Here is a 21,280-nt window from a genome sequence, read left to right as displayed (position 1 = left end):
GGGCGCCTTCCGTTCACGGATACCCTTGACAGGTGACCGACGCCCAAGAGACCGCAGCAGAGCCAGCACTGCGAACCACCGGGGGCCAGCGGCGGCAGCCGCTCATGTCGCTGCCCCCGGACGACGTCGACTCGGCGCCGATTCCCTTGCTGGAGCCCCGCGAGGGCATTCCGCCGGTGGTCGCCACCGATGAGGCGCTCGCCGAGGTGATCGCGGCCTTCGCCGCGGGCACCGGCCCCGTGGCCGTCGACGCCGAGCGGGCGTCCGGTTACCGGTACGGCCAGCGCGCCTATCTCGTCCAGCTGCGCCGCGAGGGCGCGGGCACGGCGCTGATCGACCCCGTCGGCTGCCCCGATCTCTCCGGTCTCGGCGAGGCGCTCGCCGGGACCGAGTGGATCCTGCACGCGGCGACCCAGGATCTCCCCTGTCTGCGCGAAATAGGCATGATGCCCACCCGGCTGTTCGACACGGAACTGGCAGGCCGGCTGGCGGGCTTCCCCCGGGTCGGCCTCGGCGCGATGGTCGAGAACGTCCTCGGCTACGCCCTGGAGAAGGGCCACTCCGCCGTCGACTGGTCGACCCGTCCGCTCCCCGAGCCGTGGCTCCGCTACGCCGCGCTCGATGTGGAGCTGCTCGTCGATCTGCGGGACGCGCTGGAGAAGGAGCTGGACCGCCAGTCCAAGCTGGACTGGGCGCACCAGGAGTTCGACGCGATCGCCTCGGCCCCGCCGGCGCCCCCGCGCAAGGACCCGTGGCGCCGTACGTCGGGGATGCACAAGGTGCGCCGCCGCCGTCAGATGGCGGTCGTACGGGACCTGTGGACCACCCGCGACCGGGTCGCGCAGCGGCGCGACGTCTCCCCCGGCAAGGTGCTGAGCGACGCCGCGATCATCGAGGCGGCGCTGGCGCTGCCGGTGAACGTGCACGCGCTGACCGCGCTGCCCGGCTTCGGCCACCGGATGGGACGCCGGCAGCTGGAGCAGTGGCAGGCCGCGGTCGACCGGGCCAGGGCGCTGCCCGACACGGAGCTGCCGCAGCCGGGGCAGCAGGTGGCGGGACCGCCGCCGCCGCGCTCCTGGGCGGACAAGGACCCGGAGGCGGCGGCGCGGCTGTCGGCGGCCCGCGCGGCGGTCTCGGAGCTGGCCGAGCGGCTGACCATGCCGCAGGAGAACCTGATCACGCCGGACACGGTGCGCCGGGTCTGCTGGGAGCCGCCGCACGAGCCGACGGTGGAGAAGGTGGCGGAGGCACTCGCCGGCCACGGGGCGCGGCCCTGGCAGGTCGAACAGGTGGCGCCGCTGCTGACGCGCGCGCTGTCGGTGCCGGACCGACCCGCCGCGTCGTCCTGACCCGTCGTGTCGTAGCTGACGGAGCGCCCCGCCTCCCGGGCGGGCCGCCTCCCGGCGGAGGTGTGGGCGGGCGACCGGCCGGTGGTCTGCGGCGCTTCAAGACGCCCGGGGTGCGCACGACCGCCGGCGAGTGAGCCGAAGGGCGCGCCGCTGTCGTAAGGGCGAGCGCGCGGAGGTTCCCGAGGTACGAGGGAATCGAGCACGGTCGACCGTCGACGTCGGCTTGCAGCGCCCCGGAGGCGAACCGAGCCTTCCAAAAAGCCGAGGGGGACTGGGCAGCATGGTTACCCACAAGTAGCATAGAAGTGGAAGCGCGTCCCAAGCGCGCCCCGCAGTGCCACCCCGCACCCTGGAGGAGAGCCATCGTGCCTCGTACCGTCAGGGATGTCGTCTTCGTCGACGGCGTCCGCACCCCGTTCGGCAAGGCGGGCCCGAAGGGCATGTACCACGAGACCCGTGCCGACGATCTCGTCGTGAAGGCGATCCGGGAGCTGCTGCGCCGCAACCCGGACCTCGACCCGGCCCGGATCGACGAGGTCGCCATCGCCGCCACCACCCAGATCGGTGACCAGGGCCTCACGCTCGGCCGCACCGCGGGGATCCTCGCCGGGCTGCCGCAGTCCGTGCCCGGCTACTCGATCGACCGGATGTGCGCGGGCGCGCTGACTGCGGTGACCAGCACCGCGGGCTCCATCGCCTTCGGCGCGTACGACATCGTCGTGGCCGGCGGTGTCGAGCACATGGGGCGCCACCCCATGGGCGAGGGCGTCGACCCGAACCCGCGCTTCGTGTCCGAGAAGCTCGTGGACGACTCCGCGCTCTTCATGGGGATGACCGCCGAGAATCTGCACGACCGCTTCCCGCAGCTGACCAAGGCGCGTGCCGACGAGTACGCGGTGCGCTCGCAGGAGAAGGCCGCCAAGGCGTACGCCAACGGCACGATCCAGCAGGATCTGGTGCCGATCTCCATCCGCCGCACCTCCCCCGAGGGGGGCGAGACCGGCTGGGGGCTGGCGACCGCCGACGAGCCGATGCGGCCGGGGACGACGCTGGAGATGCTGGCCGGGCTGAAGACCCCGTTCCGGCCGCACGGCCGGGTCACCGCGGGCAACGCCGCCGGGCTCAACGACGGCGCCACGGCCTCGCTGATCGCCGCCGAGGACTTCGCGCGCGAGCAGGGCCTTCCGGTCAAAATGCGGCTCGTCTCGTACGCGTTCGCGGGTGTCGAGCCCGAGGTCATGGGGTACGGCCCGATCCCGTCGACGGAGAAGGCGCTCGCCAAGGCCGGGCTGTCGATCTCCGACATCGGTCTGTTCGAGATCAACGAGGCCTTCGCCGTACAGGTGCTGGCCTTCCTGGACCACTACGGCATCGCGGACGACGACGAGCGCGTCAACCAGTACGGCGGCGCCATCGCGTTCGGCCACCCGCTGGCCTCCTCCGGTGTCCGGCTGATGACGCAGCTGGCGCGGCAGTTCGAGGCGCACCCGCACGTCCGCTACGGGCTGACCACCATGTGCGTCGGCTTCGGCATGGGCGCGTCGGTCATCTGGGAGAACCCGCACTTCGACGGAGGCACCAAGTGAGCACCAGCACCGCCGAACTCCTGAAGGGCGCGGCCGAACTGTTCCCCGGCGAGGTCGTCACACAGGCGCACGTACGCCATCTCGACCTGCCCGCGGGCGCCGGGCGCTTCGCGCTCATCACGCTGGACAACGGCCTGGACCACACCAAGCCGACCACCTTCGGGCCGCAGTCGCTGGCGAACCTCAACGCCGCGATCGACCAGGTCGAGAAGGAGGCGGCCGAGGGCACGATCGTCGGCGTCGGGATCACCGGCAAGCCGTTCATCTTCGCGGTCGGCGCCGACCTCAAGGGCGTGGAGCTGCTGGGGCGCCACGAGGACGCGCTGGCCATCGGCAAGGGCGGCCACGACGTCTTCAAGCGGATCGCCGCGCTGGCCGTGCCGACCTTCGCGTACTACAACGGCGCGGCCATGGGCGGCGGTGTCGAGGTCGGTCTGCACTGCCAGTACCGCACCGTCTCGGCCGCGCTGCCCGCGTTCTCGCTGCCGGAGGTCTTCCTCGGTCTCGTGCCCGGCTGGGGCGGCTGCACGCTGCTGCCGAACCTGATCGGCGCGGACCGCGCGGTCTCGGTCGTCATCGAGAACTCGCTCAACCAGAACAAGCAGCTCAAGGGCGGCCAGGTGTACGACCTGGGTATCGCGGACGCGCTCTTCGAGGGCGCGGACTTCCTGGAGCAGTCGCTGATCTGGACCGCGTCCGTACTGAAGGGCGAACTGACCGTCGTACGCCCCGAGGTGGACCGCGGCGAGGCGTGGGACCGCGCGGTGGAGCGCGGCCGGCAGATCGCCGACTCCAAGGTGCACGGCGCGGCCCCGGCCGCCTACCGCGCGCTGGACATCATCGCCGCCGCCAAGGACGGCGACCTCCAGGCCGGCTTCGACGCCGAGGACCGGGCCCTCGCGGACCTGATCATGGGCGGCGAACTGCGTTCCGGTATCTACGCGTTCAATCTGGTGCAGCGGCGCGCCAAGCGGCCCGCCGGGGCTCCCGACAAGTCGCTGGCGCGGCCGGTCACCAAGGTCGGCGTCGTCGGCGCGGGGCTGATGGCCTCTCAGCTGGCGCTGCTCTTCCTGCGCCGCCTCGAAGTCCCGGTCGTGCTGACGGACATCGACCAGGAGCGGGTCGACAAGGGCGTCGGTTATGTCCACGGCGAGATCGACAAGCTGCTGCTGAAGTCCCGTATCAACCAGGACAAGGCGAACCGGCTCAAGGGCCTGGTCTCGGGTGTGCTGGACAAGGCCGAGGGCTTCTCGGACGCGGACTTCATCATCGAGGCCGTCTTCGAGGAGATGGGCGTCAAGCAGAAGGTGTTCGCGGAGGTCGAGGCGGTGGCCCCGGCGCACGCGATCCTCGCCACCAACACCTCGTCGCTGTCGGTCTCCGAGATGGCGTCGAAGCTGAGGAACCCCGAGCGGGTCGTCGGCTTCCACTTCTTCAACCCGGTCGCGATCCTCCCGCTGCTGGAGATCGTGCGCGGGGAGCGGACCGACGACGCGTCGCTCGCCACCGCGTTCGGGGTGGCGAAGAAGCTGAGGAAGAGCGCGGTGCTGGTGAAGGACGCCCCGGCGTTCGTCGTCAACCGCATCCTCACCCGCTTCATGGGCGAGATCCAGAACGTGATCGACGAGGGCACTCCGGTCGCGGTGGCGGAGCGCGCGGTCGAGCCGCTGGGGCTGCCGATGTCCCCGCTGGTGCTGCTCGAACTGGTCGGCCCCGCCATCGGTCTGCATGTCTCGGAGACCCTGCACGGCGCGTTCCCCGACCGCTTCACGGTCTCCGGGAACCTCGCGGCGGTCGTCAAGGCGGGCAAGCGCGGCTTCTACGTCCACGACTCGGGCAAGCCGGAGCTGGACCCGGAGGTGGCCGCGCTCCTCAAGCAGGGTGACGTCGTCCTCACCGAGGAGCAGACGCGCGACCGGGTGCTGGACGCGGTGGCCCAGGAGATCGGTCTGATGCTGGACGAGGGCGTCGTGGCCGAGGCGCAGGACATCGACCTCTGTCTGCTCACGGGCGCGGGCTGGCCCTTCCACCTGGGCGGCATCACCCCGTACCTGGACCGGGAAGGCGTCTCGGAGCGGGTGAACGGCAAGCGGTTCCTCGCGCCGGGCGTGGCGAGCGTCCCGGCGTAGACGCGTAGCTCAGGCGCTCACGGGCGTACGGCGACCGGGCCGGTACGGAAGGGGACTTCCGTACCGGCCCGGTCCGTGGTGACGTCCGCGGGTGCCGGTGCGGGGCGTGGCTCCGCGCGCCGTGCGACTGCGCACGCGGTACGGGCATGGTTCGTGCGCCGTGCGGGGCGTGGCTCCGTATGCCGCTCAGATCCGGGTCCAGGCCTCCAGCGCCAGGCCCGGTTCCGCCTTCTGACGGGCCGTCCGCAGGGTGCCGTCCTCGCCGATCACCGCCAGGATCACCCGACCGCGGCCGTCCAGCGCCAGCGCGGGCGCGCCGGCGCAGCGCTCCCCTGTCGGGGTCCAGTGGAGGCCCGCCGTCTCGTTCTCCGTCGGATAGGCGGCGATGTGCGGGCGGCCGTCGGTGCCGCGCTGGGCCAGGATCGTGCAGTCGTGGCCGTCCACGGGCGTACGCAGCAGGGCGAGCGGGCCGGTGCCGGGACCGCCCAGCCGGGCGGGTTCCATGCCGGGGCGCCAGGCGCGTACGGTGCCGTCGCCCGCGTCGCGCCAGAAGTGGGTGAGCCGTTCGCCGCCGGTGCGGCAGGCCGTGATCGTGCCGGGGGCGACCGCGGCCTCCGGTTCGTCCTCGGCGCGCTCCAGCGTGGCGTCGGGTTTCGGGCGCAGCCAGCGCACCACGGTGTCCCCGGCCGGGACGAGGACATCGATCAGTCCGTGGTCGGTGACGGCGGCGGCGCTCTCGCCGGTCAGCGTCGTGCCCTCGGCGTTGGCGCCGCCCCAGGGCTGCCAACGGCCGGTGGGCGACTGGTGCTTGGCCGAGAGTCCGCCGTTCGCGTTGCGGAGGAAGAGATGCACTGAGCCGGTGGTGTCCAGGACCGCGGACGGCAGGCCGATGTCCACGGCCTTCTCACGGTCCTTCCCGTGCGGGTTGCCCAGCGACTGCCAGTCCCTGAGCGGGCGGCCCGTCTGGTACTGGACGGCGTGGACGAGATCGGTGTCGGCGGGCCCGTCGGCGCGCGGACGTTTCCGTACCCCCACCAGATGGACGAAGCCCTCGGCGCTGCGCGCGACCGACAGATACGGCAGCAGGCCCGGGGCGGCCAGCTGCTCGGGCCCCGACCAGCCGGGGCCGCCCGGCCGGGTCTCCGTCCAGCGGAGCACGCCGTCGGCGGCCGGCGCGTACGCGGTGAGCCTGCCGTCCTTGCCGCGCAGCAGCCAGCCGGTGGTCGCGGGGACGCCGTCGTCCATGAGGGGCGCGGGCGGCGTACGGCGTGGCTCCGCACCCCGGTCGGGGGCCAGGCTCGCGCTGTCCCCCGACCGCTTCGACGTCCGTCCGGACCGCGGTGTCATGGCCCACTGCCACCTTCCCGAGCGCGGAAAACCCAGAGCCCGATAGTACTCAGGGGCGGCGGCGCGGGCTCCGGGAGGCCGTGGCGGCCGGCGCTGTGCGAGGCTGCGGATGTGCTGATGCGGTTGATCGTCGACGCGGCGAATGTGGTCGGTTCCGTCCCCGACGGGTGGTGGCGGGACCGGCGCGGTGCCACGGAGCGGCTGCGCGACTCGCTGGTGCCGTACGCCGCGGAGGGCGCGGCCGGGCGTCCGGGGCCGGTCGAGGTCGTGCTCGTCGTGGAGGGCGCCGCGCGGGGCGTGGAGTCCGTCCCGGGGGTACGGGTGGAGGCGGCGGGCGGTGGCGGGGACGATCTGATCGTGGAGCTGGCCGCGCGGGCGGCGGCGGACGGCGCGGACTGTGTGGTGGTCACGGCCGACCGTGAACTGCGCCGGCGGGTGGCGGAGCACGGGGCGGAGTGCGCCGGGCCGAGGACCGTACGCCGTACGCCGGAGCCCCGGCCGGCCCGGCGCCGGCCGTCGGAGGTCCGGCCCCGGGAGGCTCAGCGGCCGGACGCGGGCCCGGACCAGGCGGGGGACCGGACCGCGGACCGGAGCACGGACGGGCCTTCGGACGGACCGCCCGGCGGGCTGTCCGACGGGCTCCCGGACAGGCCCGCGGACGGGCCCTCGGGCGGTTCGCCCGGCGAGGGTACGTAGAGCACCGCTCCGTCGACCGTCCCCGGCAGCGGCTCGTAGCCCCGGGCGAGCAGCCCGCGCAGGGTGGGCAGCCGGTCGGGGGCGAAGGGCTTGCCTCGTGAGTCGTCGACGACCAGGGCGGGCGGGCGCGCGCGCAGTTCACCGACGAGTACCGGCCACGTGCCCGCCATCGCGTACTTCTCGCCGACCCGGGGGCCGTCCCTGCCGCCGCTGTAGTTGGTCAGCAGACCGGCCGTCAGATAGCGGCTGGCCGGGGCGCGGTCGGCGAGCCAGTAGATCTCCGGGTGTATCCCCCACACGAGGACCCGGTCCGCGGGGGCTGTACGGGCCCGTACGGCCTCCGCGAGGCGCTGGGCGTGGGCGAGTTCCGGCCGGGGCGCGAGGATGCCCCAGGTGAGGAACAGCGCGCACGCGCAGGCCGAGGTGAGCAGCGCGGAGGCGAGCCGGTCGCGGGGCAGCGGGCGCAGCGCGGCGGTCGCCAGGAGCACCAGCGGCGGCATGAGTTGCAGGAAGTAGTGGCCGAAGAAGTGGAAGCCGAGCAGGACGGCGGCGGACGAGGACGCGAGCCATACCCAGAGGTCGGCGCCCGGTCCGCCGGTGCCGCCTCGGGTGCGCAGGGCGCGGACGACGGGCGGCAGCAGTCCCGCGCAGGCGAGGCAGAGCAGGGCGGTGTTCGCCAGGGCCCGGGAGAGCACGTGGAGTTCGGAGCCGGTGAGGGTGGCGTACGCGCCCGATCCGGTCACCGCCCAGAAGAGGAAGCCGGACGGTGAGGTGAGCAGGGCCACGGCGAGTACGGGCAGCACGAGCCCGGCGGAGAGCCGCCCGATGGCGGCTCTGACGAGAGGGGCGGGCGTGGTGCGCGAGTCGTGCCAGAGCAGCCACAGGACCGGGGCGAGGACGGCGCCGCCGGTCTGTTTGGTCAGCAGCGCCCCGGCGACGGCGAGCCCGGCGGCGCCCCAGCGGCCCCGGCCCGCCCACCGGACCGCCGCGACGGTGAACGGCAGCATGAAGACCTCGAAGGTGGCCGCCTGGGCGTCCTCGGGGTTGAGCCCGATGGAGACCAGCGGGTAGAGGACCCCGGCGGTACGGCCGGCCCGGTCGCCCCAGCGCTCCCGGGCGATGGCGGCGAGCAGCGCCGCCGTGGTCAGTTGGGCGAGCACGGCGAACGCCTTCACCGCGTACAGGGATTCGTCGCCGAAGAGCGCGAAGGCCGATTCGTAGAGCCAGGGCAGCAGCGGCGGCTTCCGGTCGACGACGGTGTCGTACAGCGCTCCCCCGGCCGCCAGTATCCGTGCCTGGACGGCGAGATAGCCCTCGTCGGGGCTCCACAGCGGCGGGCGGAAGGAGGGCAGCCGGGTGACGAGTGTCAGCAGCGCGAGCACGGGGAGCAGCCGGCGCCAGTAGCCGGTGGCGGGGCGGACCGGCCGGGCGGGGGCCGGTGCGGGGTGCGGGGCGGAACGCCGCGGGGGCGTGACGTACCGGAGGGCGGGCGGCTCGACGACCATGCGCGGCACAGTAACCGGCCCCGTGGCCCGTGCCGGAGCAGGACATACGGGGCCGGGCCGCGTGGCGGACGTCCCCGTGGGGTGACGGACCGTCAGCCGTCCTTGCCGAGGCGGCTGTGCGCGCGTCCGTACACGGCGTACACGACGACGCCGATGACCATCCAGGCGCCGAAGCGGAGCCAGGTCTCCGCGGGCAGGTTGAGCATCAGCCAGAGGGAGGCGAGCACGGACGCGATCGGCAGATACGGCACCAGCGGGGTGCGGAACGAGCGCGGCAGGTCGGGGCGCTTCCGGCGCAGGATGATGACGCCGAGCGCCACCACGACGAAGGCGAACAGCGTGCCGATGTTGACCAGTTCCGCCAGTTCCTCGATGGAGGTGAAGCCGGCGACGATCGCGACGATCAGCCCGAGCAGGACGGTGGAGCGGTACGGCGTGCCGAACCGGTGGTGGACACGGGAGAAGGTACGCGGCAGCAGTCCGTCGCGGCTCATCGCGAAGAACACCCGGGTCTGGCCGAGCAGCAGGATCATGCAGACCGAGGTGAGTCCGACGGCCGCGCCGAAACTGATCACCCCGGCCCAGAAGGGATGGCCGACGGACTTGAAGGCGTCGGCGAGCGGGGCGTCCACCGTCAGCCGGCTGTAATGCTGCATTCCGGTGACGACGAGCGAGACGGCGACATAGAGCACGGTGCAGATGAAGAGGGAGCCGAGGATGCCGCGGGGGACGTCGCGCTGCGGGTTGACGGTCTCCTCGGCGGCGGTGGCGACGATGTCGAAGCCGATGAAGGCGAAGAAGACGACGGCCGCGGCGGTGAAGATGCCCAGGACGCCGAAGTTGGTGGGGGTGTAACCGGCCATCAGCTGGATGAGCGGGGCCCGGAGCCCGCCGCCGCCGGCGGCCGCCTCGGACGGCGGGATGAACGGCTGGTAGTTGGCGCCGTTGACGAAGAACGCTCCGACGATGATCACGAGCAGGACGACGGTGACCTTGACGCCGACGATGACGCTGGTGACGCGCGAGGAGAGCTTGACGCCGACGACGAGGACGCAGGTCAGGGCGAGGACGAGGAGGAACGCGAGCAGATCGAAGCCGAACTTCCCGTGCTGTGTGCCGGAGAGGAAGTCCGGCAGACTCGCCCCCGCGTTGCCCAGCAGCGAGCGCACATAGCCGGACCAGCCGACCGCGACGACCGCGCAGCCCAGCGCCAGTTCCAGGACGAGGTCCCAGCCGATGATCCAGGCCGGCAGTTCGCCGAGCGAGGCGTACGAGAAGGTGTACGCGGATCCGGCGACCGGCACCGTGGAGGCGAACTCGGCGTAGCAGAGGGCGGCCAGCGCGCAGACGACCCCGGCGACGACGAACGCGATGGCGGTGGCGGGCCCGGCCGTCTGCCTGGCCACGACACCGGTCAGGACGAAGATGCCGGTGCCGATGATCACACCGACGCCGAAGACCGTCAGATCGAGCGCGGAGAGGGACTTTCTGAGCGCGAACTCGGGGTCCTCGGTGTCGCGGATCGACTGCTCGATGTCCTTGGTGCGGAAGACGCCGTTTCCGGCTGGTCCCGAGTCCTGCTGCGTACTCACCGGCGTACCTCCGTGTGCGCGTTCATCCGGCCATGATCGAGAGACGCACTCCCGTCAAGCACCCGATATAGGCGGATTTCACACGGATGGGCCGATTGGACCACCCTTACAGGGCGGCCCCATCGGCCCATCACCACGTCGGCGCATCGCCGCGCCGGTACGTCCGTACCTCGGCGTCAGCGCGCGGGCACGCGAGTACGTCGGCGCGTCACGGGGACGGCGCTTCAGTCGCGGGCGGCCTCGGTGGGCGAGTCCACCAGCCGGCCGTCCAGCCTCGCGACCAGACCGGTGACCTGGCGCGCGATGTCCGGTGCGGTCAGTCCGATCTCGGCCATGACCTCCTTGCGGGAGGCGTGGTCGAGGAAGCGCGGCGGAATGCCGAAGTCCCGCAGCGGTACGTCGACCCCGGCGTCGCGCAGCGCCTGGGCGACCGCCGAGCCGACGCCGCCGACCCGGCTGTTGTCCTCGACGGTGACGACCACGCGGTGCTGCTCGGCGAGCGGCGCGAGCGCCTCGTCGACCGGCTTGACCCAGCGCGGGTCGACAACCGTGGCCGAGATGCCCTGTTTGTCGAGAAGGTCGGCGATGTCCAGGCACATCGGGGCGAGCGCGCCGATGGAGACCAGCAGGACGTCCGCCGCACCCTCATCGGTTCTGCGCAGCACGTCCATGCCGCCGACCCGGCCGACGGCGGCGACCGCGGGGCCGACCGCGCCCTTGGAGTAGCGGACCACGGTCGGCGCGTTCTCCACCGCGACGGCCTCGCGCAGCTGGGCGCGGACCTGGTCGGCGTCGCGCGGGGCGGCGATGCGCAGCCCCGGCACGCACTGGAGCATCGACATGTCCCACATGCCGTTGTGCGAGGCGCCGTCGGTGCCGGTGATCCCGGCCCGGTCCAGGACGAACGTCACTCCGCAGCGGTGCAGGGCGACATCCATCAGCAGCTGGTCGAAGGCGCGGTTGAGGAAGGTCGCGTAGAGCGCGAACACCGGGTGCACCCCGCCGGTGGCGAGGCCCGCGGCGGAGACCGCGCCGTGCTGCTCCGCGATCCCGACGTCGTACACCCGGTCGGGGAAGGCCTTCGCGAACTTCTCCAGCCCGACCGGCTGGAGCATGGCCGCCGTGATGGCGACGATGTCCTCGCGCTCGTGCCCGAGCTTGACCATCTCCTCACCGAACACCGAGGTCCAGTCCATGCCGCCGGCGGCGATGGGCAGTCCGGTGTCGGGGTGGATGGGACCGATGCCGTGGAAGTGGTCGGCCTCGTCCTGCTCGGCGGGCTTGTAGCCGCGGCCCTTCTCGGTGATGCAGTGCACGATGACCGGGCCGCCGAAGCGCTTGGCGCGCAGCAGCGCGGACTCCAGGGCCTCGATGTCATGGCCGTCGATCGGGCCCACGTACTTCAGGCCGAGGTCCTCGAACATGCCCTGCGGGGCGATGAAGTCCTTCAGGCCCTTCTTGGCGCCGTGCAGGGTGTCGTAGAGGGGCCTGCCCACGACCGGCGTGCGGTCCAGGATCTCCTTGCCGCGGGCCAGGAAGCGCTCGTAGCCGTCGGTGGTGCGCAGGGTCGCGAGATGGTTCGCGAGACCGCCGATGGTCGGCGCGTACGAACGCTCGTTGTCGTTGACGACGATGACGAGCGGACGGTCCTTGGCGGCGGCGATGTTGTTCAGCGCCTCCCAGGCCATACCACCGGTCAGCGCGCCGTCACCGATCACCGCGACCACATGGTCGTCCTTCTTCAGGACCTCGTTGGCCTTCGCGAGGCCGTCGGCCCAGCCCAGCACGGTGGAGGCGTGGGAGTTCTCGATGATGTCGTGGTCGGACTCGGCGCGGGACGGATAGCCGGAGAGTCCGTTCCTGCTCCTGAGCTTCGAGAAGTCCTGACGGCCGGTGAGCAGTTTGTGGACGTACGACTGGTGCCCCGTGTCGAAGAGGACCTTGTCCTTGGGGGAGTCGTACACACGGTGCAGGGCGATGGTCAGCTCGACGACACCGAGGTTGGGACCGAGGTGGCCACCGGTCTTGGAGACCGCGTCCACGAGGAAGGACCGGATCTCTCCGGCCAGCTGCTCCAGCTGCTCCGGGCCGAGCCGGTCCAGATCGCGCGGTCCCCTGATGCGGGTCAGCAACGCCACCCGTGCCTCCTAAGCGAATGAGCTGTCGAGCATGCCGATCTGGCGAGTCTAATCTTCCACTCGCGCGAGTGGTCGGCGGGCGGTGCTTCCCACGTCACCCGATCGACGGTACGTACGTCATATCGACCGCCCCGGGACCACGGCTGTGCACCGCCCCGGAGCACAGCCGTGCCCGGCACCCTCGTGAGGGTGCCGGGCACGGCGCGCGGGACCGCGGTCAGGCGCGACCCGCGGTCTTCTGGGTCTTGCGGGTGACGGAGTCGATGACGACGGTGGCCAGCAGCACACCACCGGTGATCATGTACTGGATCGGGGTGGCGATGCCCTCCAGCGCCAGTCCGTACTGGATCGAGGTGATGACCATGACACCGAGCAGCGCGTTCCAGGTGCGGCCCCGGCCGCCGAAGAGGCTGGTGCCGCCGATGACGGCCGCCGCGATCGCGTTCATCAGCAGGTCGCCGGTGCCGGCGCCCTGGTTGGCCGCGGCGATCTTGGAGGCGATGAAGAGACCGCCGATGGCCGCGAACGTACCGGCGATCGAGTAGACCGAGACCCGGATCAGGGTGACGTTGATACCGGCGCGGCGGGACGCCTCGACGCTGCCGCCGAGCGCGAAGACCTTGCGGCCGTACGTGGTGCGGCGCAGCACGAAGTCCGTCGCCACCAGGATCAGCAGGAAGATGACCGGCGCGAGGGGCAGCCCCTTGTACTGGTTGAACATGAACGCCGCGGCGAAGGCGACGACCGCGAGCACCGCCGTGCGCAGCGCCGTCTCGCTGACCGGCCGGGACGGGACCCCGGCGGCCTCACGGCGGCGGTTCTCCAGGAAGGACGTCAGGAAGAACGCCACGACCGCGACGAGGGCGAGACCGTAGGCGGCCGCGACATCGGTGAAGTAGTAGGTGGTGAGCTTGGCGACCAGGCCCTCGGAGTTCAGGTTGATGGTGCCGTTGTCGCCCAGGATCTGCAGCATGAAGCCGAGCCAGAACAGCAGGCCGGCCAGCGTGACGGCGAACGCGGGCGCGCCCACGCGGGCGAAGAAGAACCCGTGGATCGCGCCGATGACCGCGCCGCTGACGATGGCGACGACCAGGGCCAGCCACTCGTTCAGCCCGTGGGTGACGCTCAGTACGGCGACGATCGCGCCGGACACGCCGCTGACCGAGCCGACCGAGAGGTCGATCTCGCCGAGCAGCAGGACGAAGACGATACCGACGGCGATCATGCCGGTGCCGACCATGGCCACGGAGATGTTGCTGAGGTTCTCCGCGGACAGGAAGTTCGAGTTCAGGCTCTGGAAGACGACGCAGATGATGAGCAGACCGATGACCACCGGGATCGAGCCCAGATCACCGGCGCGTATCTTGCGCTTGAACTCGGAGAGATAGCCCGCGAATCCCTGCTCGCGCACCAGCAGCCGGGGGTCCACCGCGGTGACCGCGCCCTCCGCCGCGGCGGGGGCGTCGACCGGGGCCGGGATCTGCTCTCCCGGGGTCTTCTCAAGAGACGTGGAGGTGTTGTCCGTACTCACTTCTGAACCTCCACGGTGCGCGACGCGCGGCGGGTCACGGCATTGTCCGTGGCGCCGGTGATGGCGGCGATGATCTCTTCCTGAGAGGTGGACGCGACGTCGAAGACGCCGTTGTTGCTGCCCAGCCTGAGCACGGCCACCTTGTCGGCGACGGCCTTGACGTCGGCCATGTTGTGGCTGATGAGGAGGACGGCGAGACCGCGCTCCCGGAGCCGCTCGACGAGGTCGAGCACCTGGGCGGTCTGCTCGACGCCGAGGGCCGCCGTCGGCTCGTCGAGGATGACGAGCTTGGGGTCGCCGAGCATCGACCGGGCGATCGCCACGGTCTGCCGCTGGCCGCCGGAGAGCGAGGCGATCGGGATACGGACACTGGGTATCCGGATCGACAGCGTGGTGAGCAGTTCGCGCGAGCGGCGCTCCATCTCGACCTCGTTGAGGACGCCCCAGCTGCGGAGCTCCCGGCCGAGGTAGAGATTGCCGACGACGTCGATGTTGTCGCAGAGCGCCAGGTCCTGGTAGACGGTCGCGATGCCCAGGTTCTGGGCGTCGTGCGGCCGGCCGATCGAGACGGGGCTGCCTTCCCACTCGATGACGCCGTCATCGATGGGGTGTACGCCGGCGATGGTCTTCACCAGCGTTGATTTCCCGGCGCCGTTGTCGCCCACGAGGGCGACCACCTCACCGGAGTGGACCTCAAGCTCTACGTCGGTGAGCGCCTGGACGGCACCGAATCGCTTGGAGACCCCTCGCAACGCCAGCACGGGCGTAGCGGTCACGTGAACCATCTCCTTCGCCGCCTGACCGGCGGGGATGCCGCGCCGGGGGGAGGCGCGGAGGTCGAGCAGAAGAGACAAGCAAGGGGGCCGGCCGCGCGGGACCGGTCATGGACGTCGCGCGGCACGGCACGCGGAACGCGCCGGAGGCCGGAGTGGTTCCGTCCGGCACCCCGCCCCAGCCGCGGGGCATTGACGGTCGGGGTGCCGGACAGGCTTTCACCGGGTGAGGTCACCGGACGGTCCCGGAACGGGCTACTTCAGGCCGATCGCGTCGCAGGCGGCCTTGTACTTGCCGGTGCAGATCTCACCGGCCGTGTAGATGCCCTCCTTGATGACCGTGTCGCTGATGTTGTCCTTCGTCAGCGAGACGACCGGGACGAGCACGGACGGGACACCCTTGGTGGTCGGGCTGTCCACGGTCTGCTTCGCGATGGAGTCGAGCTTCTCGCCCTTGGCGAGCGCGACGGCCATCTCGGCGGCCACGGCCGCCTCCTGCGGGTAGGACTTGTAGACGCTCATGAACTGCTCGCCCGTGACGATGCGCTGCACACCGGCGAGTTCGGCGTCCTGGCCGGTGACCGGCGGGAGCTTGCTGAACCCGGCGCCCTTGAGCGCGGTGATGATGCCGCCCGCCATGCTGTCATTGGCGGAGTAGACGCCGATGATCTTGTCCTTGCCCAGCGCGGAGATGGCGCCCTCCATGTTGGCGTTGGCGTTCTCCGGCTTCCACTCCTTGGTGTCGTACTCCTTGCCGATGTTCACCTTGCCGTCGAGCTCGGAGTGCGCGCCCTTCTTGAACAGGGCGGCGTTCGGGTCGGTGACGGCACCGTTCATCATCACGATCTGACCCGACTTGGCCTTGGAGCCCAGCGCTTCGAGGAGCGCCTTGCCCTGGACCCGGCCGACCTCTTCGTTGTCGAAGGAGGTGTACGCGTCGATCGGCCCCTCGGCGAGACGGTCGTACGCCACGACCGGTATGCCCGATTCCTTGGCCTTCTTCACCGAGCTGGCGATGGCCTTGGAGTCGACCGCGTCCACGACCAGCACATCGACCTTGTTGGTGACCATGGTGTCGACCTGCTGGTTCTGCAGCGTCGCGTCCTGCTTGGCGTTGGCGTAGACGACCTTGCCCGTGCCGTCGGTCAGCTCGCTGACCTTCTTCTCGATCAGCGGCTTGTCGAACTTCTCGTACCGCGCCGTCTGGTTCTCCGGCAGCAGCAGGCCGACCGTGATCGGGCCCTTCTTGTCCGACGTGGACGCTTCGGCCTTGTCTCCGGACTCCTTCGCGCTGCCACAGGCGGCGAGGGAGACGGCCATAGCGGTAGCGGCGGTGGCCACGGCAGCACGACGCATCTTCGCGTTCACTTCAAAAACCTCCCTGACGAGGCCGCGTCGTTGCGGCCGAGGTGGCAGGAAGTCAACTCCGGCGCGGAGCCAGCGTCAAGGAGTAAATCCTTAACGAGATGACAACGGTGCCATTCGTTATCTAAGTGAAGACAGGCGCCCCTGCCGGAAGGGCGCTCTCCAGAAGGGGCGAATCGCCCATCTCGCTCAGGACGAGGGCGAGTGCGCCGAGCACCTCGGCCCGGCCGCCGAGCGCCCCGGGGAGCACCGACAACTGCCGTGCGGCGCTGGGGATCGCGTACCGGGAGACGGACTCGCGGATGGGCCCGAGCACCAGCTCACCAGCCTCCGCCAGATCCCCGCCGAGCACCACCCGGCTGGGGTTCAGGAGATTGCACAGATTGGCCACGCCGCTGCCGATGTGCCGGCCGACGTCGGCGATCACCCGGCGGCAGCCCGGATCGCCCTCCCTGGCGAGCTGGACGACACGCTCCAGGGTGAGGTCCGCGCCGTGGCTGGGCTGGAGCAGCGGCAGCACGTAGCGGGCCGCCGTGAAGGTCTCCAGGCAGCCGCGGTTGCCGCAGCGGCAGACGGGGCCCGACTCGTCGAGCGTGATGTGCCCGATCTCACCGGCCGTACCACCGGGACCGCGGTAGATCTGGCCGGCTATCACCAGCCCGGCGCCGACCCCGCTGGCGACCTTGATGTACGCGAGGTCCTTCACTCCGCGGCCGCTCCCCCAGACCAGCTCGCCGAGGGCGCCGAGGTTGGCGTCGTTGTCGACGTACACCGGTACGCCGAGCCGCCCCGCCAGCTCGTCGCTGGGGTTGATGCCGGTCCAGCCGGGGAGGATCGAGGTGGAGCCGAGCGTGCCCGACTCGACGTCTATCGGCCCGGGGACGCCGAGGCCGACTCCGATCACCTTCTGACGGCTGACGCCGGTGGTGACGATCAGCCGCTCGACGAGTTCCTCGGCCCGGCCGAAGCCCTGGGCGGACGAGGCGTCCACGTCGAGGGGCTCCGACTCCTCCGCGAGCACCTGGTGGGCGAGGTTGCCGATCGCCACGCGCAGATGCGTATGGCCGAAATCCACCCCGATGACCGTGCCCGCGTCCCCGCTGAGCGAGACGCTGCGGGCCCGGCGGCCCCCTGCCGAGGTGGGCGTGACCTGGACCGTCCCGCCGTCTTTCAGCTCACGGACGATATTGGAGACCGTGGCCGCCGACAGTCCCGTGCTTCTGGCGATCTCCGCCTGGGTGAGCGAACCGGCCATACGCACCGCGCGTACGACCCGTTCGAGGTTGGCCCGGTGCAGAGACGACTGCGACCCCGGAGTCTCCACGACTCATCCACTCCTGCCCTTGGCAGGCGGCACGACCACCGCCCCCGGCCGGGGCCGCGCCAATGAGACCCCGACGTATCTCCAACTTGTGAACCCTAAGCTCAGCCCTCGGGGCGCCTCCCCGTCAAGACCTTGAGCAATGGGAACACGCCGAACCGCCCGCCGACCGGGGTCGGCGGGCGGTTCGTCCGGATCTCGCTCCCGGAACGAGCGGCTACTTGAGCGCTCCGGCCGTCAGGCCGGCCACCACCTGGCGCTGGAAGATGATGTACGCGGCGAGCACGGGCAGCATCGCCATCACCAGGCCGGCGAAGAGACCGGACCAGTCCCCCTTGTACCCCTGGCTGACGGCGAGCTGCACCAGCCCCTGGGAGAGGACCTTGTTGTCGGGGTCGGTGTTGAGCACCGTGGGCAGCAGGTACTGGTTCCACTGCCCGAGGAAGTTGAAGATCCCGACGCTGATCAGACCCGGCTTGGCCATCGGCAGCATCACCTGGAAGAAGGTCCGGGTGTGCGAGGCCCCGTCGATGATCGCCGCTTCCGCCACCGAGGTCGGCAGCGTTCTGAAGAACGAGGTCAGGAAGAAGACCGTGAACGGCAGCGAGTAGGCGATGTAGACCAGGATCAGACCGTGGATCGTGTTCAGCAGGCCCATGTTGTTCATTACATAGAACAACGGGACCAGCGCGAGGATGATCGGGAAGCTCATCCCGCCGATGAACAAGTAATAGATGAACCGGTTCCCCGGGAACTCGAAGCGGGCCAGTACGTACGCGGCCATCGAGCCGAGCAGCAGCGTGCCGGCCAGTGAACCAGCCACCACCAGGACGGTGTTGAGGAAGTAGTCGCTCATGTGCGCCTGGGTCCAGGCGCGCGACCAGTTCTCGAAGCGCAGCGTGTCCGGCAGCGACCACGGCGAGGTGAAGATCGACTTGTCGTCCTTGAAGGACGTCATGACCGCCCACAGCAGCGGCATCGCGACCAGGAAGGCCCAGATGACGAGCACGCCGTGGGAGAAGACGTTGAGGACGCCGCCGGTCTTCGACTCCTTGTCGGGCGGGGCGGCCGCCTTGGTCACGGCGGGCCTGGTCCGTACGGCGTCGGCCGGCGGAGGCGTGTCGGCGGGGGGAGGCGTCTCAGTGGTCTTCATCAGAACTCCAGCCGCTCACGTCGACCCAGCCGCATCACGATGGCGGCGAAGGCCAGCGTGACGATGAGGAGGGCGACACCGATCGTGGTCGCATAGGCCGCCTGACCGTCACGGAACGCCTTCTGGTAGACGAGCAACGTCAGCACATTGGTGGAATCGGCGGGACCGCCCGGCCCCACGGTCATGATCTGGACCACCGCGAAGGACTCCGCGCCCAGGGCGAGGATGCCCATATAGACCCAGCCGGACTGCACGGTGTCCCACAGCAGCGGCAGGGTGATCCGGAAGAAGGTGGTGAAGCGGCTCGCGCCGTCCAGCAGCGCCGCCTCGTAGAAGTCCTTCGGGATGGAGGCCATGCCCGCGGAGAAGAGGACCACGAAGAAGCCGGTCGTACTCCACACCAGGACGGCCATCACACACCACAGCGCGAGCTTCGGATCGCCGAGCCACTCCGGCTTCACGCTGTCCAGACCGACCGCGCCGAGCGCGGAGTTGATGGCACCGCTGTTCGGGTTGTACGCGAACTGGAAGAGCAGGGCGACGATCGCGATCGAGAGCACTTGCGGGAAGAAGTAGACGATCTTGTAGAACGAGGATCCGCGGACCCCCGAGATGGCCGCCCCCTTCCGGCTGCGCCCGCCGACATTCAGCATGAACGCGAAGAACAGCGCGAGGCCGAGGACCACCACGGGCAGCAGGAGCGCGAAGGTCAGACTGTGCTGGAGGGAACTCCAGAAAGTGTCGTCGTCGAGCATCCGGATGTAGTTGTCGAAGCCCACCATCGCGAAGTCGGGGCTGAGACCGGTCCAGTCCGTGAACGAGTAATAGATGGACTGGATGAATGGCCATACGACAAAGAGCGCGTATATCGCCAGGGGGAATACCAGAAACCCCACAATGAACCGGTATTTGCCGTGCTGCATATCTCCCGACCCCGAATCTCCGGCGGGTATCGCCGTGCTGCCGTGGGGGGCCCGTGCGCCGGGCCGGAACCGGAAGCCCCGGCGGGGCCTCCGGTCACTTCCACTCCTACTGGTGCTTGTAGTGCTTGATGGAGGTGTCCTTGGCGGCCGCGTCGGCGTACTCCTGGCACTTCTTGATGGCCTCGGCGGGGGTCAGACGTCCGGCCATCATCTCGCCGAGCGCGCCCACACCGATCTTTTCCTTCTGGAGGGCCACGTACCAGTCCTGGAGCCGCGGGTTGAGCACATTGGCGCCGGCCTTGGCCAGCGCGTCCACCCCGGACTGCAGGGCGGTGGAGAGGGTGAGTCCGTCGGTGCCGCCGTTGAAGGAGCTCAGCGACTTCACCTTGGACGTGAAGTTCTTCGACGACGCCTCGCTCAGCATGATGCGCAGCTGCTCCATGCCGCCGTCGGGGTTCTTGGCGTTCGCCGGTACGACGAAGGGCTCGCCGCCGGACGCCCAGAGCGTGCCGAACGGGAGCTTGTCCGAGCTGTCCAGGCTGGACGGCGCGGCCACCTTCATCTGGAAGTCCTTCGGCGTCGTCTTCGCCGCCTCGTTCTCCACCCAGGAGCCGTTCGGGATGAACAGGGCCTTGCCCTCGGTCCAGGCGGTCTGCGACTGGATGTGGTCGAGACCCGGGGTGCCCTGGAGTATGTAGCCCTTCTTGAACAGCTCGAAGTACGCCTCGAAGGCGGACTTCACGGCCGGGTGCTTCCAGGCGTTGGGCTCCAGGTTGTCAATGGCGTCGAGGACCTCGCGGCCACCGATCTTGCCGATGAACGGGTAGAGCGAGAAGGGCACGTAGTACGGGTACTTGCCGGCGTACGTCCAGCCCGCGATGCCCTTCTTCTTGGCCTTCGCACAGAGGGCCAGCATCGCGTCCCAGTCCTCCGGGTACTCCGCGTCGAGCTTGTCCAGCGCGGTCTGCGAGTACCACACGCCGTAGACGGTGTAGGCGTAGTAGAGGATCCACACCGGGTCGCCGTCGAACTGGCCCATCTCCACGACGCCGGGACGCAGCGTGTCGCGGACCTTCTTGGCCGGGTCGTCGACGGAGGGGGCGTCCAGCAGCGGGGTGAGGTCGGCGAGCTGCTTCTTGCCGACGAGAACGCCCATGTCCATCTGCTCGGCGCCCGAGTTGTCGATCAGGTCGGGCGGGGTGCCGCCGTTGAAGCGCGGCTGGAGCTCGGACTGGATCTTCTGGGTCGGGGTGAACTTCACCTCCGCGTCGGGGAACGCCTTCTCGTACTGCTTGACGGCGTCCGTCGCGTACTCCGTACCGAATCCGCCGTCGAACAGGACGAAGTCGAGAGGCGCGCTCGCGTTCACGCCGAGCGGGTTCTTGTCGGTCGCCTTGCCCTTCTCGACCTTCTTGTCGCTCCCGCTGTCGCTGCTGGCGCACGAGGCCAGGAAGCTCATCGTCGGGACGGTGATCAGACCGATCGCGGCGGACCGCTTGATCACATCGCGACGGCCGAGGCCCTCGCTGTTCTGAGCGGAGGTGGATCCCATGCTCAAGTCCTCGCCTTCTCCAGGACTCAGGCGGTGTACCGGTCGCCCGTCCTTCTCTTCTGAGGCGAAGGGCCCCGCCACCGCGGTCAAATGTAGCTGGGTCGTGCGGAATTGCTGCGCCCGATCGTGCCCGATCGTGCTCGATCGCATCGCTTGGGGGGACGCCGACAGGTATAGTCCACTTCCCGCCGACGGGGCAAGATCGAAAGCAGGTTTGGACGGCAGTCTTTCCCGAGTTGAGACCTCGTGGATATCTGAGCCGGGTGTGTACTCATTCGACCACCTCGGTCTCTCCAGAATGAGCCATTCCGAACACGCCA

General features: G+C 70.2%; 14 protein-coding genes and 1 pseudogene. 4 read left to right on the top strand and 11 right to left on the bottom strand.

What is annotated here, in order from left to right:
• Window positions 1-32: 32 nt before the first annotated feature.
• The 3 genes from ACZ7LS_RS09920 (at window position 33) to ACZ7LS_RS09910 (ending at window position 5,064) form a co-directional block, all read left to right on the top strand.
• Window positions 33-1,349, top strand: coding sequence for an HRDC domain-containing protein (locus ACZ7LS_RS09920; protein WP_382665920.1), 1,317 nt, complete (start codon window positions 33-35; stop codon window positions 1,347-1,349).
• A 365-nt stretch (window positions 1,350-1,714) separates the two neighbouring features.
• Window positions 1,715-2,935: a thiolase family protein gene (locus ACZ7LS_RS09915; protein ID WP_385134243.1), complete on the top strand. Its 1,221-nt coding sequence runs from the start codon at window positions 1,715-1,717 to the stop codon at window positions 2,933-2,935.
• The gene (locus ACZ7LS_RS09910) at window positions 2,932-5,064 is read left to right on the top strand and encodes a 3-hydroxyacyl-CoA dehydrogenase NAD-binding domain-containing protein (RefSeq protein ID WP_385134246.1); all 2,133 of its coding nucleotides are present in this window, start codon (window positions 2,932-2,934) and stop codon (window positions 5,062-5,064) included. Before ACZ7LS_RS09915 ends, ACZ7LS_RS09910 begins: the two co-directional genes overlap by 4 nt.
• A gap of 186 nt (window positions 5,065-5,250) precedes the next feature.
• On the opposite strand, the gene ACZ7LS_RS09905 is transcribed toward ACZ7LS_RS09910, so the two are convergent.
• Window positions 5,251-6,411, bottom strand: coding sequence for a PLL family lectin (locus ACZ7LS_RS09905; RefSeq protein WP_385134250.1), 1,161 nt, complete (start codon window positions 6,409-6,411; stop codon window positions 5,251-5,253).
• Between the two features lie 117 nt (window positions 6,412-6,528).
• Here ACZ7LS_RS09905 and ACZ7LS_RS09900 point away from each other — a divergent pair.
• Window positions 6,529-6,900: pseudogene (locus ACZ7LS_RS09900) on the top strand (PIN domain-containing protein); the annotation flags it as partial.
• Between the two features lie 50 nt (window positions 6,901-6,950).
• On the opposite strand, the gene ACZ7LS_RS09895 reads toward ACZ7LS_RS09900, so the two are convergent.
• From ACZ7LS_RS09895 to ngcE, 10 genes are all read right to left on the bottom strand, one after another.
• On the bottom strand, window positions 6,951-8,612 hold the full coding sequence (locus tag ACZ7LS_RS09895) for a glycosyltransferase family 39 protein (protein WP_385134253.1): 1,662 nt from the start codon (window positions 8,610-8,612) through the stop codon (window positions 6,951-6,953).
• Window positions 8,613-8,704: 92 nt separating this feature from the next.
• Window positions 8,705-10,204 carry an amino acid permease gene (locus ACZ7LS_RS09890; protein WP_382526423.1) on the bottom strand — a complete coding sequence of 500 codons (1,500 nt, stop codon included), beginning with the start codon at window positions 10,202-10,204 and terminating at the stop codon, window positions 8,705-8,707.
• Between the two features lie 224 nt (window positions 10,205-10,428).
• Window positions 10,429-12,342 carry a 1-deoxy-D-xylulose-5-phosphate synthase gene (dxs, locus tag ACZ7LS_RS09885; protein ID WP_382665930.1) on the bottom strand — a complete coding sequence of 638 codons (1,914 nt, stop codon included), beginning with the start codon at window positions 12,340-12,342 and terminating at the stop codon, window positions 10,429-10,431.
• Between the two features lie 217 nt (window positions 12,343-12,559).
• Window positions 12,560-13,873, bottom strand: coding sequence for a sugar ABC transporter permease (locus ACZ7LS_RS09880; RefSeq protein WP_382526417.1), 1,314 nt, complete (start codon window positions 13,871-13,873; stop codon window positions 12,560-12,562).
• On the bottom strand, window positions 13,870-14,658 hold the full coding sequence (locus ACZ7LS_RS09875) for an ATP-binding cassette domain-containing protein (RefSeq protein ID WP_030350753.1): 789 nt from the start codon (window positions 14,656-14,658) through the stop codon (window positions 13,870-13,872). Before ACZ7LS_RS09875 ends, ACZ7LS_RS09880 begins: the two co-directional genes overlap by 4 nt.
• 243 nt (window positions 14,659-14,901) lie before the next feature.
• Window positions 14,902-16,002, bottom strand: coding sequence for a substrate-binding domain-containing protein (locus ACZ7LS_RS09870; protein WP_385134374.1), 1,101 nt, complete (start codon window positions 16,000-16,002; stop codon window positions 14,902-14,904).
• A gap of 133 nt (window positions 16,003-16,135) precedes the next feature.
• Entirely contained in the window at window positions 16,136-17,335 is a 1,200-nt protein-coding gene (locus tag ACZ7LS_RS09865; RefSeq protein ID WP_382526414.1) for an ROK family transcriptional regulator, read from the bottom strand.
• Window positions 17,336-17,549: 214 nt separating this feature from the next.
• On the bottom strand, window positions 17,550-18,485 hold the full coding sequence (locus ACZ7LS_RS09860; protein ID WP_382526411.1) for a carbohydrate ABC transporter permease: 936 nt from the start codon (window positions 18,483-18,485) through the stop codon (window positions 17,550-17,552).
• A complete protein-coding gene (locus ACZ7LS_RS09855) occupies window positions 18,485-19,408 on the bottom strand; it encodes a carbohydrate ABC transporter permease (protein WP_129768828.1) in 924 nt (307 codons plus the stop codon). Before ACZ7LS_RS09855 ends, ACZ7LS_RS09860 begins: the two co-directional genes overlap by 1 nt.
• A gap of 106 nt (window positions 19,409-19,514) precedes the next feature.
• The gene (gene ngcE / locus ACZ7LS_RS09850) at window positions 19,515-20,960 is read right to left on the bottom strand and encodes an N-acetylglucosamine/diacetylchitobiose ABC transporter substrate-binding protein (RefSeq protein WP_385134259.1); all 1,446 of its coding nucleotides are present in this window, start codon (window positions 20,958-20,960) and stop codon (window positions 19,515-19,517) included.
• Between the last annotated feature and the right edge of the window lie 320 nt (window positions 20,961-21,280).

The sequence above is a fragment of the Streptomyces sp. NPDC039430 genome, assembly GCF_055639435.1.
Note: the sequence above shows the minus strand (reverse complement) of the source record. Positions and strands in the feature narration are given on the sequence as shown.

Bases quoted from the DNA above. Each gene is read 5' to 3' on its own strand.
- ACZ7LS_RS09905 (WP_385134250.1), bottom strand. From the start codon at position 6,411: ATGACACCGCGGTCCGGACGGACGTCGAAGCGGTCGGGGGACAGCGCG.
- ACZ7LS_RS09895 (WP_385134253.1), bottom strand. From the start codon at position 8,612: ATGGTCGTCGAGCCGCCCGCCCTCCGGTACGTCACGCCCCCGCGGCGT.
- ACZ7LS_RS09875 (WP_030350753.1), bottom strand. From the start codon at position 14,658: ATGGTTCACGTGACCGCTACGCCCGTGCTGGCGTTGCGAGGGGTCTCC.
- ACZ7LS_RS09870 (WP_385134374.1), bottom strand. From the start codon at position 16,002: ATGCGTCGTGCTGCCGTGGCCACCGCCGCTACCGCTATGGCCGTCTCC.
- ACZ7LS_RS09860 (WP_382526411.1), bottom strand. From the start codon at position 18,485: ATGAAGACCACTGAGACGCCTCCCCCCGCCGACACGCCTCCGCCGGCC.
- ACZ7LS_RS09855 (WP_129768828.1), bottom strand. From the start codon at position 19,408: ATGCAGCACGGCAAATACCGGTTCATTGTGGGGTTTCTGGTATTCCCC.
- ngcE (WP_385134259.1), bottom strand. From the start codon at position 20,960: ATGGGATCCACCTCCGCTCAGAACAGCGAGGGCCTCGGCCGTCGCGAT.